We start from the raw sequence: 12,460 nt of genomic DNA on the forward strand, positions 1-12,460 counted from the left end.
AATGCAAGCTCTATGCTGAGGCGGACCATGACCAGTTCCCGAGAAGAGCTCGCCGGCGAGATCCAGCAGCGGATGGTTCGGTTCATCGCCGGCGTGGTGCTGTTCAACCACGCGGTCTCCGCGAAGGTCGGCCTCGGCGCCAGCGACTCCCAGTTCATGACGCTTCTGCAGACCTTCGGCCCGATGACGCCCCGGCAACTCGCCGAGCACACCGGCCTGACGTCGGGCACGGTGACCGGCGTGATCGACCGGCTGGAGTCGCACGGTTTCGTCACCCGGGAGGCCGATCCGCGTGATCGCCGCAAGGTCGTCGTCACGCCGTCGCTGCAGGCGATCCAGGAGAAGCTGGTGCCGCTGTACGCCGAGCAGGGCGAGAGCATGCAGGCGGTCCTGGCAACCCGCTCCGAGACCGAGCTCCGGACGATCTCGGCCTTCCTCAAGGACGCGATCGACAACGCTGTAGTCCCTGACTAAACCCTTTTGAGACCGTCGACGGGTTCCGGGACGCTTGTGCGATGACGGATTTCCATCAGGACGGCCGCGCCGGCATCGACGCAGATCTCGTACGGCGCTTGCTCGCACAGCAGTTCCCGCAGTGGGCCGACCTGCCGGTGACGCCGGTCAAGATCGACGGCTGGGACAACCGGACGTACCGGCTCGGCTCCGGGCTGACCGCGCGGCTGCCGACGCACTCGAGTTACGTGGCTGCCGTCGACAAGGAGCACCAGTGGCTGCCGGTTCTCGGCCCGCAGCTCCCGGTCGAGATTCCCGAAGCGGTGGCCAAGGGCGCACCCGGTGAGGGATATCCGTATCCGTGGGCGATCCGGCGGTGGATCCCGGGCGAGACCGCGTCGGTCGAAACCATTGCCGATCTGGACGAGTTCGCACGGTCGATCGCGGCGTTCATCCTGGCCTTGCAGGGCATCGACGCGACCGGTGGACCAGCCGCCGGTGCGCACAGCTTCCATCGCGGCGCGCCACCGGAGTACTACCACGACGAGACGCTCGCGGCCCTCGCCGTACTCAAGGGGAGGATCGACACCGATCTCGCGCGTGAGGTGTGGGACGCGGCGCTGGCGACGTCATGGGATCAGTCGCCGGTGTGGTTCCACGGCGACATCGCAAACGGCAACCTCTTGGTCCAGGACGGTCATCTGTCCGCCGTGATCGACTTCGGTACGTCGGGTGTGGGCGACCCTGCCTGCGACCTGGTCATCGCCTACACGTTCTTCTCCGGCTCGTCCCGCGCCACGTTCCGTGACGCTGTCGATCAGGACCCGGGCACGTGGGCCCGCGCCCGCGGCTGGGCCCTCTGGAAGGCCCTCATCACCGAGGACTTCCGGGTCATCGACAACGTCCTGACCGACTACCGAACTCAGACGGCCTAGGACGCAGACGCGACTGCTCGACGGCGCTACCTTCGGAAGATGTGGTGGTTGCTGGCCGCCTTGGGGGGCGGAGGGACAGCACTCGCGGGCAGGTACCTCTGGGACCGGCGAGCCGCGCAGCGCGGTGACGCCGAAGAGCTGGAGGAGATCCGCAAGCTGGCCGACGAGGACGTGACGCTGCTCGGCGAGGAGCTGCGGCGGCTGGACACGCAGGTCGAAGGTCGCCCGCTCGACCCGGACGCGCGATCGGACTACCAGGTCGCGCTCGACGCGTACGAAGCGGCGCAGCGGGCCGTCAAAGGCATCCGCAAGGCCGAGGGGATCAGCGCGGTCACCGACACCTTGGCGACCGGGCGCTACGCGATCACGTGCGTCCAGGCGCGCATGCGGGGCGTACCCGTGCCGGAGCGACGGGTGCCGTGCTTCTTCAATCCACAGCACGGGCCGTCAGCGATCGACATCGTTTGGACCCAGCCGAAGGTCGGCACCCGGACCGTACCGGCGTGTGCGCAGGACGCGGCCCGTATCCGCGCCGGTGACGAGCCGGAGGTCCGCCACGTCCGGTACGGCAGCCGCCGCGTCCCGTACTGGGAGGCCGGCGCCGCAATCACGCCGTACGGCATGGGGTACTTCACAGCCGGTGCAGGCGCGAGCTACATCGCGCTCGCCAGTTTCCAGACGCAGGGTGGCGCGGTCGGCGGCTGGGGAGACCCGGGTGGACACGACTTCGGTGGCTTCGACGGGGGCGGTGGTTTCGACGGCGGTGGTTTCGACGGAGGGGGCGGCGGCGACGGCTGACTCAGAGGTACGCCGTCACGCCTTCGTACTCCGCCACCGGAGCCGCGCCCACCGTCTCGTACTCGAGCAGCAGGAGACCGCTCGGAGTCGCCTCCTGCGCCTTGAGCCGCAGCCCAGCCGCGTCACCGGGTTGCTCGAACAACCGCCTCCCCCTGCCGAGCACGGTCGGCGCTACGACCAAGCGCATCAGGTCGACCGCCCCTGCCTTCAGCAGCGCGTTCCCGAGACGCGCACTGCCATGAACCTGCAACTCACCGTCCGCCTGTCGTTTCAGCTCTTCCACGTCGTCGAGGCTGCGCAGGACAGTCGTCGGATGCCACGTGCCCGCGGTGAGCGTGCTGCTCACGACGTACTTCGGCAGTGAGTTCATGCGGTCGGTGTACGGGTCGTCGGGGTCGGTGATCTGCGGCCAGTCCCGCGCGAACGCGTCGTACGTGCGTCGCCCGAGCAGGAGGCCGTCGGCTTGTTCCAGCCACTCGGCGGTCCGCCGTACGAACAGCTCGTCGATGTACGGCACGAGCCAGCCGCCGCGGGTGAAGTCGTCGGTCGTGTCCTCGGTCGGCGACCCCGGCCCCTGACTGACGCCGTCCAGGGTGACGAACTCCGTCAGCACGAGTCTCATTTCTCGACCAACTTCGCGAGCTGCACGATGACAGTCCCCCAACCGTCGGCGAACCCGAGCTCCGCGTGGCGCTTGCGACTCATGGGATCGCCGTGCCGAGCCACCATCCGGTACGCCGTACCGTCGGGGTGATCGTCCAGGAACACGTCGGCCGTCACCGCGATCGGCTGTGGATCCGCCGGACGCCACGTGCTGTCGATCGCATTCGTGAACGCGATCCGCTCGAGCTCCTCGGCGGCCAGGATCACCGCGTCGAGATGCGGGACGAACTCACCGCCGTCCTCGCTCAAGCGCGTCACGATCGCCCCGCCCGGCCGCACGTCCAGCCTCTCGACCCGGCAGACCGCCGGCGCCGGCACCCACCATTGCTCGAACCGCTCCGGATCGGTCCACGCCCGCCACACGGCCTCCCGGGGCGCACGGATCACCCGCTCAACCAGCAGATCCAGCTCCGGATCGAACAATTCACGACTCACGATTCCTCCACCGGTCCCTCCGTTGTGACGAAACGCTCCAGCCGGTCGGTGCGGTTCTCCCAGATCCGCCGCTGCTCGGCGAGCCAGTCGTCCACCAGTTCCAGCCGCTCCCGATTGAGTACACACGTCCGCACCCGCCCGGTCTTCACCGTGCGGATCAGGCCGTTCGACTCGAGCGTCCGGACGTGCTTCATGAACGACGGCAACGTGATCGGGAACTCGGCCGCGAGCTCTCCCACGCTCGTCGGCCCCTGTCCCAGCCGCCGGATCACCCTCCGCCGCGTCGGGTCGGCCAGCGCCACGAACACGCCGTCGACGTCCGCCGAATACTGTGCCATGAGGCTAAGTATTGGCACGGCTCGATAGTTAGCGCAAGGGCTAAGTGTCGAGAAGCACGAAGGACCCCGGCTCCTGCGTGGAGGCGGGGTCCTTCGACGGCTTGCTCGGTCGCCCAGTCGCTCGATCGCTCGGTCGTTCAGTCGCGCGTGAGCTTGCGGTACGTGACGCGGTGCGGCCGGGCGGCCTCCGGGCCGAGGCGCTCGACCTTGTTCGCCTCGTATGACGCGAAGTTGCCCTCGAACCAGAACCACTTCGCCGGGTCGTCGCCGGTGCCCTCCCAGGCCAGGATGTGGGTCGCCACGCGGTCCAGGAACCACCGGTCGTGGGACACGACCACCGCACAGCCCGGGAACTCCAGCAAGGCGTCCTCGAGCGACTGCAGGGTCTCGACGTCCAGGTCGTTGGTCGGCTCGTCGAGGAGCAGCAGGTTGCCGCCCATTTTCAGCGTCAGCGCCAGGTTCAGCCGGTTCCGCTCACCGCCGGACAGGACGCCGGTCGGCTTCTGCTGGTCCGGGCCCTTGAACCCGAACGAGGCGACGTACGCCCGGCTCGGCATCTCGAAGTTCGCGACCTTGATGTAGTCGAGCTCGTCGGACACCTGCTGCCAGACCGTCTTCTTCGGGTCCAGGCCACCGCGCGACTGGTCGACGTACGAGATCTTGACCGTCTCGCCGAGTTTGAGCGAGCCCGCGTCCGGCTGCTCCTCGCCGACGATCATCCGGAACAGCGTCGACTTGCCGACGCCGTTCGGGCCGACGATGCCGACGATGCCGGCCCGCGGCAAGCTGAAGCTCAGGCCGTCGATCAGCTTGCGGTCACCGAAGCCCTTCACCAGCTTCGAGACCTCGAGCACGGTGCTGCCCAGCCGCGGACCCCCGGGGATGTTGATCTCGTCGATGTCCAGCTTCCGGGACCGCTCGGCCTCGGCCGCGAGCTCCTCGTACCGGGCCAGCCGGGACTTGCTCTTGGTCTGCCGGGCCTTCGCGTTCGACCGGACCCACTCGAGCTCGCGCTCCAGGATCTTCTGCCGCTTGGCGTCCTTCTGCCCCTCGACGACCAGCCGCTGCTGCTTGGTCTCCAGGTACTTCGAGTAGTTGCCCTCGTAGCCGTACGTCCGGCCGCGGTCGAGCTCGAGGATCCACTCGGCGACGTTGTCCAGGAAGTACCGGTCGTGGGTGATCGCCATGACGGCGCCGGAGTACTTCTGCAGGTGCTGCTCGAGCCAGAGCACGGACTCCGCGTCCAGATGGTTGGTGGGCTCGTCGAGGAGCAGCAGGTCGGGCTGTTGCAGCAGCAGCTTGCACAGCGCGACCCGGCGGCGCTCACCACCGGACAGGTTGTCCACCAGTACGTCGGCCGGCGGGCAACGCAACGCGTCCATCGCCTGCTCCAGCTGGGCGTCGACATCCCAGGCGTTGCGGTGGTCCAGCTCGGTCTGCAGATCACCCATCTCGGCCAGCAGCGTGTCGTAGTCGGCGTCCGGATCGGCCAGCTCGGCGGAGATCTCGTTGAAGCGGTCCAGCTTCTGCTTGGTGTCGCCGACCCCTTCCTGGACGTTCTCCAGCACGGTCTTGCCCTCGGTCAGCGGCGGTTCCTGCAGCAGGATCCCGACCGTCGCACCCTCGGCCAGCCGGGCCTCGCCGTTGGAGGGCTGGTCGAGCCCCGCCATGATCTTGAACAGCGAGGACTTGCCGGTGCCGTTCGGCCCGACCACGCCGATCTTCGCGCCGGTGAGGAAGTTCAGCGTGACATTGTCGAGAACGACCTTGTCGCCGTGCGCCTTCCGGACGTTGCGCAGCGTGTAGATGAATTCCGCCATACCCCAGAGCCTATGTGCTGGGGTGGCCCGTTTCCCAACCAGGCCGTGGCGGTTGTCCACAGACCCGAAGTTCGGGCCGCCGATCGGGGTGCGACAGGTGCACCTTCTCCGGGTGACAGCACACGCTCTCCGAACGGAAGGAACCCGTCATGAGCCTCGGCGACACCTACCTCACTGTTCTGGGCTGGATCGGCAGCGAACCCGATTTCAAGGAGATCCGCCAGACTCCGCACGCAAGCTTCCGGCTCGGCTCCACACCCCGCCAGTTCGACAGATCCCTCAACACCTACGTGGACAAGCCCACTACGTGGTACACGGTGCAGTGCTGGCGGAGCCTCGCCCAGAACGCCTTCGACTCCCTCCGGGTCGGCCACCCCGTCATCGTCAGCGGCCGCCTCCGCACCCACGAATGGACCGACGACTCCGGCGAGCAACACAGCCGCGTCATCCTCGAAGCCTTCTCCCTCGGCCACGACCTCAACCGCGGTACGACGACCTTCGCGAAGAACGCGCCGCGCACGGATTCGGTCCGCACGCCCGCCGGGTCCGCCGAGTCCGCCGAGCGCCCGACCGAGACGACCGCCGCGCCGTACCCGCCCGACGAGTACTCCGTGGCGCCTCTCCCGCTGTCCGCGACCGCGGAGGCGGCATGACTATCTCAATGTTGACTTATATAAGTCCTGACCGGCATTCTGTGGATCGTCGCAGCAGCCGAGCAGGAGAGGGAATCATCCGTGATCGACATCCTCGAGCACATCAACGCGGTCCAGCGCGAGGTCAGCCGCACCGGCGAGACCGTGACGGTGCTGATGCGCCGTTCCTACCAGGCCGAGCCGGCGGAGGTGTGGGACGCCCTGACGGACCCGGACCGGATGCGGCGCTGGTTCATGCCCGTCACCGGGGACCTCAAGGTCGGCGGTTCGTTCCAGCTGGAGGGCAACGCCGGCGGCGACATCCTGGAGTGCGATCCGCCGAAGAGCTTCAAGGTGACCTTCGGCGGTCCGAACAGCCTGCTCGAGCTGCGGCTGCTGCCCGGCGCGGGCGCCTCCACGGAGCTCGAGCTCGAACACTCGATGGGCGAGGCCCCGGCCCCGGGTGGCGCCGGCGCCTTGTGGGTCGGTCCGGGCTGGGACGGCGGCCTGCTCGGCCTGGCGCTCTACGTCTCCGGCGAGCTGCCGCCCGACGCCGACCCGGTCCAGATGGCCGACTCCCCCGAAGTCATCGACTACAACGAGCAGTCCGTCCGCGCCTGGATCGAAGCCATCCGGGCATCCGGCACCACCGCGGAGGAGGATCTCCTCAGCGCCGCCAAGATCTCCCTGTCGCAGTACGCGCCAGACGCCGAGCTCTGAGTCTTACTCGGGAGGTGCGGCGGGCGGGCGTCGCCTGCCCGCCGGTACGACTACTGGCGGGCGGTGGCGACGCTGTCGCGGCACTTGGTGTAGGCCGCAAGCTCCTCGCGGGCCGGAGCAACCACGTGGCTGTCGGCGACATTCACCAGCTCGGCCCGCAGCGCCGTCGCCACCTGCCGGGACCGCCGCAGCGCTCCGCTCGTGGCGGCCAGGCGGCAGACGAAGGAGAGCGCCAATCCCAGGACGGCACCACCGACCAGCATGATCCACGCGTAGGGAATGCCGTTCCACTCGGGCAGCGGCGGCTCGTTCCGGTCAGCGATCCGCGCCACCAGCAAGGCGATCAGCCAGGCGGCGCCGCCGAGCGTCACGAGGAAGAGGAGCCATTGCACCACCCGGGCGAAGCTCCACCACCCGGGATTGCTGGACACACCAAGGTCGGTCCGCGCGACGGCCTGGTCGAGCTCGTCCCCGAGCGACTCCTCGCGCCGCCGGATCGCCGAACGCACCGAGTCCGCCCACGGACGCGACAGCCCTTCGGCGGCCTTGTTCGTGATCGTGCGGACCGCCGCATCCATCCGGGCCCGCTGCACAGGAGTTGCCGCAGGCAACGAAGAGCGGGCGATCGCGACCTCGCTCGCCGCGGACTTGCGCAACGCCTTGCCTTCCTCGCGCGACATCTGGTCGCCGTGCAGCCGCCGCAACGGATCCGGACGGAACCGTCCCAGCCACTTGGTCAGCGGCCACCCCGTCGCAGCCCGGGCGCGCTGCAGGTAGGAGCGCCGTACGGCGTCCGACACGACCGTCAATCCGCTCGCGTCCGCGAGCGAGTCGACGAGTTCGGTGACGTCGGCCTCGGCGATCTCGGGCGTCTTGGCGTTGCCACACTGGCTCGCCATCCGGTCCGCGACCCGATCGACATCGGCCGCGAGCCGTACGCGCGCTGCGCGCTTGTTGCTGACCCGCTTGACCAGAAGGGAGCGAACCTCTTCCAGACCGTCGCCGCTGACCGCCGACGTGGCAACGACCGTCGGCGACTTGAGACCGTCCGACTTGAGCAGTTTGTCCAGGTCCTCGAGACAGCTCTTCCGCTGCTCCGGCGTCAGCTTGTCCATGTGGTTCAGCGCGAACACCATCACCCCGGAATGCGAGGCGAACGGCTTGATGTAGCGGTTGTGCAGTGCCGCATCGGCGTACTTCTGCGGATCCACTACCCACACCAGCATGTCGACCAGCTCAACGAGCCGGTCGACGATCAAGCGGTGCTCCACCTCGGTCGAGTCGTGGTCGGGAAGGTCCAGCAGGACCAGACCGTCCAGGTCCTCGGACCGGGCGTCCTCGAGCGAGCTGCGGTGCTGGACCTGGTGCCGGCGCGGGATACCCAGCCAGGTCAGCACCTCACCGGCCGGTTCGTCACCCCAGACACAGGCGAGCGGCATCGAACTGGTCGGCCGGCGCGTGCCGATCGCGGCCAGGTCGAGCCCGGTCAGCGCATTGAACAGCGAGGACTTCCCCGAGCCCGTCGCGCCCGCGAGCGCGACCACCGTCAGGTCGCCCGACATGCGCAGGCGCTGCCCGGCGCGGTCGACGATCTGCGTGGCCTCCGTGAGCACGACGGGATCCAGCCGTCCGTCGCCGGCCTCCGAGGCCGCCTTGAGCGCGTCGATCTTCTTCAGGACATCGGTCTCGGCCCGCGTCGGGGTCTCGACCGTATCCACTGTTTCCGTCACGTGCAGTCCTCCACCGCGCGCGCGGCCTCCGTCAGTTGCCTGGCCGTCTCGGCGTCGACCGGATGCTGGTCAAGGACAGCCAGATAGCGGGCGAATTCGGCATCCATCAGGGCATGAACCTTACCGTCAAGATCCTCGCGCGCCCTATCGACCATGCCCTGAACTGCCTTGTCGCCGAAAACTGCCTCCAGCAGCCGCTGCCCGACGACCGCACTGCCCGCTCCGGCGCTGGTCTGAGCGCCCTTCGGGATGCCGGCCCCGCTGGCGAACACCACCACCATGAGCGAAAGGCCGAGCCCGCTGACGCCGTACTCCAGAATGCGCGCCGTCGACTTCTTGTCCGCGCCTTCTCTGCGGACCAGATCGAGGACGAACGTCTGCCATTCCCGCACCGTCCGGCTCGCCGCTGCCGGGAACTCCTCCGACATCGCACCGAGCGACCGGCCATCGTTGCCCTCGGCACCGTTAGCGGCTTGGCCGGCCTCGGCGGCGGCCAGGAGCTGGCGACCCGGAGCGGTTGCCTGCCACGCCTTCTCGGCGCGCTCCGCCGCAGCAGCCGCGTGCTCGCGCAGCAGCGACTCCAAGCCGGACTGGATCGCGTCGCTGACGTCGCGGGTCTCTGCCGGTTTGTTGCCGAGCGAGCCCTTCAACCGGTCCCGCAACCGGCCCGCATTGGACTGCAGCCCCTTCAGCAGCTCGCCGGTCCCGACGAACTCCTGCCACCGCGCCAGCACCTCGCCGCGCAACAACGTCCCGTCCTGGCACGCCTTCGCAATGTCCTTGACGCCCTGGTCGTACGCCGACTCCACCGAGGTCCGCAGTTCGACAGCGGCCTCGGCCTGCGCCCTCACCGCGGCCGCGAACGACGGGGTCTTCTTCACCATCGCGCTGACCGCGCCCTGCAGGGTGCGGCGGACGACGGCCGCCCGCGCCTCCGCGTCGGCGGCCAGGTCGACCAGCCAGTCCTTGATCGAGGCAACGGACTGCTCCGGCAACATTCCGTTGCTGTCGACAACCGTCTCCTGGATCGAGAACAGCGGCGAGTCGCCGAGCCCGCGCTCGAGCAGCATCTGCGCGAGGTGCCCGGTGATGTCGTCGATCGTCTCGCTCGGGGCCCGGTCGAGCACCACCGCGACCGCCGTACTGCGATCCGAGGCACTCTGCAGGAACTCCCACGGCACCGCGTCGGAGTACCTGGCCGCGGTCGTCACGAACAGCCAGAGATCGGCCGCCGCGAGCAGCTGGGTCGCAAGATCACGGTTCGCCTCGACGACCGAGTCGATGTCCGGCGCGTCCAGAATCGCCAGCCCGCGCGGAACGCTGTCGGCCGCCGCCAGCCGCAACTGTCCCGCGTCCTCCATCCCGCCAGGCTCGTCCGAACTCGTCCGCGCCATGCCCGGCAGCACCCGGTCTCCGACGAACCAGTCGGCGTCCGCCGGGTGATGGATCAGCACCGGGGACCGCGTCGTCGGCCGCAGTACGCCCGGCTCGCTCACGACCTTGCCGATCACCGTGTTGACGAGTGTCGACTTCCCGGCCCCGGTGGACCCACCGACCACGGCCAGAATCGGCGCCTCGAGCTGCACGAGCCGAGGCAGCAGGTAGTCGTCCAGCTGATCCAGCATCGACTTCTGCTGCTGCCGAGCCTCATCAGCGCCCACAACCTCCAACGGCAACTGACTCCCCGCCAGCACACCCCGCAACTTCATCAGAGCAGTAATCAAAGCCATAGCAGCCTGCTCAGCCGCCAACCGCTCAGCCAACTCCTCCGCAGTCAGCTCCTCAGCATCAGCCCCCGCACCCTCACCCGCCGACTCCCCGCCGGAGCCATCCGCCGACACGTCTCCAGCACCATCAGCCTGGCCTACAGCCGCGTCGACGTCCCCCACACCATCCGCAACTGCACCGGCTCCAGCGCCCGCAGCACCGTCCTCGTCCCCACCCACCGAGTCGTTGCCCGCAGCATCCGCCAACTCCTCGCCAGCAGCACCCGCCGCATCCGTCGCCGGCTCCTCGCCAGCAACACCCGCGCCCGCGCCAGCCGGCTCACCCGATCCAGCACCCGCGGCGGCGTCCTCGTCCCCACCACCCGCGGAGTCGTCGCCCGCAGCATCCGCCGACTCCTCGCCGGAGCCATCCGCCGACACATCCCCAGCACCATCAGCCTGGCCTACAGCCTCGTCGGCATCCCCAACACCATCCGCAGCCGCGCCGGCTTGAGCACCCGCAGCACCGTCCTCGTCCCCACCTACCGAGTCGTTGCCCGCAGCATCCGCCGACTCCTCGCCGGCAGCAGCCGCCGCATCCGTCCCCGGCTCCTCGCCAGCAGCACCCGCGTCCGCACCAGCCGACTCACCCGATCCAGCACCCGCAGCGCCGTCCTCGTCCCCACCACCCGCGGAGTCGTCGCCCGCAGCATCCGCCGACCCCTCGCCGGAGCCATCCGCCGACACATCCCCAGCACCATCAACCTGGCCTACAGCCTCGTCGACGTCCCCAACACCATCCGCAACTGCACCGGCTCCAGCACCCGCAGCACCGTCCTCGTCCCCACCCACCGAGTCGTTGCCCGCAGCATCCGCCAACTCCTCGCCAGCAGCACCCGCCGCATCCGTCCCCGGGTCCTCACCAGCAGCGTCCGCGTCCGCGCCGGCCGATTCATCCGCTCCAGCAGCGTCGTCCTCGTCCGCGCCAACCGGGTCGTTGCCCACAGCATCTGCCCCGGTCGCGCCCGGGTCCTCGTCAGCTACGTCCGCCTCGGCAGCTTCGTCCGCCTGCGCATCTGCAACCGCGACGCCGTCCACTCCCGCGTCGCTGGGCGCACCCTCGTCGTCGGCAACGTCAGCTTCACCGTCGGAGGTGGTGCCCTCCGTCGAATCAGTCGCCGACTCACCGGAGGCGTCATCCGCATCTACGGCGTCGGCCCCGTCCGAGCTCTCGGCCGCAACGTCATCGCCATCGTCGGCGTCAGCTGCAACTTCATCTGCAGGCTCATCCGCGGCGTCGTCTGCGGGCTGATCTGCGGCGACAGGCGCAGCGTCGTGAGCGGGCGCGCTGTCACCGGCTGCCGTCGCGTCGGCGCCTGTCGCTTCGTCAGCCTGCACCGAGGCCTGCGTATCGCCCGCCTGCTCATCGCCTACCTGCTCATCGCCCGCGACATCCGCGTCGGCCGACGCCTCGGACGTCTCCGACTGCTTAGGAAGACCGACAATGATGTTGCCGTACTCAAGCGGGAAGCCGTCAGGAGACTCGTCAGGCTCGTACACGATCCCAATAGCCGACCGCGGCCGGCCGTCCGCGTTGTCCGCAGGTACGTCGTCGCGCTCGGCCCCCGACGTACCAGCGTCCACGCCGTCGGACCCAGCCGAAGCCTGGTCGTCTGCACGATCTCCTGCTTCTTCGTCCGTGCGCCCCTCAGCCTGGCTGTCCTCCCCGGGACCATCGCCCGAAGCACCGTCAGACTCGGCGCCTGCCGACTCAGCTGCGGCCTCCGCGGACGACCCACCCACGGAACCATCCTCAGCTGACCTGCCGACGTCCCCAGACACTGCACCGTCCCCAGACACTGCTTTGTCCCCGGCCACGGCTTTGTCCTCAGCCGGAGTATCTGCGCCGTCGCTCGCCTGGGTGTCCGAGGCGGAGCCGTCGCCCGAGGCGTCGGCGGGCGGGGACGTGGGCTGGTCGGTCGGGACTGGTTCTTCAGGGGTGGACTTGCGGCGCCGGCGGCGCCAGAAGCCTCGGGGCTTGGGAGTTGACTGGGCGATGAGGTTCGCCAGCTCCTGGGCAGGCTGATCCTGGTTCGGAACCCGCGGTTCCGAACCGTCGCCAGCTGCTGACCTGATGTCAGCCACGGTGTCCGCCCACGAGCACAGAGTGCCCGGTCGGACAGCGCAGAAGCAAAGTCATCGTCATCCCCGTTTGGCGGCGTGGACGGGT

13 protein-coding genes are annotated in these 12,460 nt (G+C 68.9%); 6 read left to right on the forward strand and 7 right to left on the reverse strand.

Features of this window, described 5'->3' with window-relative positions:
- Positions 1–27 precede the first annotated feature (27 nt).
- The 3 genes from EV647_RS08405 to EV647_RS08415 are packed head-to-tail and all read left to right on the forward strand — an operon-like array spanning position 28 to position 2,186.
- Positions 28–474 (forward strand): MarR family winged helix-turn-helix transcriptional regulator, encoded by a 447-nt coding sequence (locus EV647_RS08405; RefSeq protein ID WP_202876074.1) that lies wholly within the window; start codon positions 28–30, stop codon positions 472–474.
- 41 nt (positions 475–515) lie between these two features.
- Positions 516–1,388 (forward strand): aminoglycoside phosphotransferase family protein, encoded by an 873-nt coding sequence (locus tag EV647_RS08410; protein WP_134000679.1) that lies wholly within the window; start codon positions 516–518, stop codon positions 1,386–1,388.
- A gap of 39 nt (positions 1,389–1,427) precedes the next feature.
- Positions 1,428–2,186 (forward strand): hypothetical protein, encoded by a 759-nt coding sequence (locus tag EV647_RS08415; RefSeq protein WP_202870881.1) that lies wholly within the window; start codon positions 1,428–1,430, stop codon positions 2,184–2,186.
- Between the two features lies 1 nt (position 2,187).
- Here EV647_RS08415 and EV647_RS08425 read toward each other — a convergent pair whose 3' ends face one another.
- The 4 genes from EV647_RS08425 to ettA form a co-directional block, all read right to left on the reverse strand.
- The gene (locus tag EV647_RS08425; RefSeq protein ID WP_134000681.1) at positions 2,188–2,808 is read right to left on the reverse strand and encodes a dihydrofolate reductase family protein; all 621 of its coding nucleotides are present in this window, start codon (positions 2,806–2,808) and stop codon (positions 2,188–2,190) included.
- Positions 2,805–3,284 (reverse strand): SRPBCC domain-containing protein, encoded by a 480-nt coding sequence (locus EV647_RS08430; RefSeq protein WP_238177099.1) that lies wholly within the window; start codon positions 3,282–3,284, stop codon positions 2,805–2,807. The genes EV647_RS08425 and EV647_RS08430 overlap by 4 nt, the downstream gene beginning before the upstream one ends.
- Positions 3,281–3,622: a helix-turn-helix transcriptional regulator gene (locus EV647_RS08435; protein ID WP_134000683.1), complete on the reverse strand. Its 342-nt coding sequence runs from the start codon at positions 3,620–3,622 to the stop codon at positions 3,281–3,283. Before EV647_RS08435 ends, EV647_RS08430 begins: the two co-directional genes overlap by 4 nt.
- Positions 3,623–3,759: 137 nt before the next feature.
- Complete coding sequence (gene ettA, locus EV647_RS08440) at positions 3,760–5,442, reverse strand: energy-dependent translational throttle protein EttA (protein WP_134000685.1); 1,683 nt, start codon at positions 5,440–5,442, stop codon at positions 3,760–3,762.
- Between the two features lie 149 nt (positions 5,443–5,591).
- Between ettA and EV647_RS08445 the strand changes: the two genes are divergently transcribed.
- Positions 5,592–6,095 carry a single-stranded DNA-binding protein gene (locus EV647_RS08445; protein WP_134000687.1) on the forward strand — a complete coding sequence of 168 codons (504 nt, stop codon included), beginning with the start codon at positions 5,592–5,594 and terminating at the stop codon, positions 6,093–6,095.
- 81 nt (positions 6,096–6,176) lie between these two features.
- Positions 6,177–6,794 (forward strand): SRPBCC family protein, encoded by a 618-nt coding sequence (locus EV647_RS08450; protein WP_166680248.1) that lies wholly within the window; start codon positions 6,177–6,179, stop codon positions 6,792–6,794.
- A gap of 50 nt (positions 6,795–6,844) precedes the next feature.
- Here EV647_RS08450 and EV647_RS08455 read toward each other — a convergent pair whose 3' ends face one another.
- The 3 genes from EV647_RS08455 to EV647_RS42885 form a co-directional block, all read right to left on the reverse strand.
- Complete coding sequence (locus EV647_RS08455; RefSeq protein WP_134000689.1) at positions 6,845–8,524, reverse strand: GTPase; 1,680 nt, start codon at positions 8,522–8,524, stop codon at positions 6,845–6,847.
- On the reverse strand, positions 8,521–10,233 hold the full coding sequence (locus EV647_RS42880; RefSeq protein WP_238177100.1) for an ABC transporter: 1,713 nt from the start codon (positions 10,231–10,233) through the stop codon (positions 8,521–8,523). Before EV647_RS42880 ends, EV647_RS08455 begins: the two co-directional genes overlap by 4 nt.
- A gap of 155 nt (positions 10,234–10,388) precedes the next feature.
- Positions 10,389–10,637 carry a hypothetical protein gene (locus tag EV647_RS42885; protein WP_238177101.1) on the reverse strand — a complete coding sequence of 83 codons (249 nt, stop codon included), beginning with the start codon at positions 10,635–10,637 and terminating at the stop codon, positions 10,389–10,391.
- Between the two features lie 103 nt (positions 10,638–10,740).
- Here EV647_RS42885 and EV647_RS42890 point away from each other — a divergent pair, with 103 nt between their 5' ends.
- Positions 10,741–12,051 carry a hypothetical protein gene (locus EV647_RS42890; RefSeq protein ID WP_238177102.1) on the forward strand — a complete coding sequence of 437 codons (1,311 nt, stop codon included), beginning with the start codon at positions 10,741–10,743 and terminating at the stop codon, positions 12,049–12,051.
- The last annotated feature ends 409 nt before the right edge of the window (positions 12,052–12,460 follow it).

This window comes from Kribbella sp. VKM Ac-2566, from assembly GCF_004366005.1.
Taxonomy (GTDB): Bacteria; Actinomycetota; Actinomycetes; order Propionibacteriales; family Kribbellaceae; genus Kribbella; species Kribbella pratensis.

Excerpts from the sequence above, each read along its gene's own strand:
- EV647_RS42880 (WP_238177100.1), bottom strand. The coding sequence starts at position 10,233 with ATGAAGTTGCGGGGTGTGCTGGCGGGGAGTCAGTTGCCGTTGGAGGTT.
- EV647_RS08425 (WP_134000681.1), bottom strand. The coding sequence starts at position 2,808 with ATGAGACTCGTGCTGACGGAGTTCGTCACCCTGGACGGCGTCAGTCAG.
- ettA (WP_134000685.1), bottom strand. The coding sequence starts at position 5,442 with ATGGCGGAATTCATCTACACGCTGCGCAACGTCCGGAAGGCGCACGGC.
- EV647_RS08445 (WP_134000687.1), top strand. The coding sequence starts at position 5,592 with ATGAGCCTCGGCGACACCTACCTCACTGTTCTGGGCTGGATCGGCAGC.
- EV647_RS42885 (WP_238177101.1), bottom strand. The coding sequence starts at position 10,637 with ATGCTGCGGGCGACGACTCCGCGGGTGGTGGGGACGAGGACGCCGCCG.
- EV647_RS08435 (WP_134000683.1), bottom strand. The coding sequence starts at position 3,622 with ATGGCACAGTATTCGGCGGACGTCGACGGCGTGTTCGTGGCGCTGGCC.
- EV647_RS08415 (WP_202870881.1), top strand. The coding sequence starts at position 1,428 with ATGTGGTGGTTGCTGGCCGCCTTGGGGGGCGGAGGGACAGCACTCGCG.
- EV647_RS08410 (WP_134000679.1), top strand. The coding sequence starts at position 516 with ATGACGGATTTCCATCAGGACGGCCGCGCCGGCATCGACGCAGATCTC.
- EV647_RS08405 (WP_202876074.1), top strand. The coding sequence starts at position 28 with ATGACCAGTTCCCGAGAAGAGCTCGCCGGCGAGATCCAGCAGCGGATG.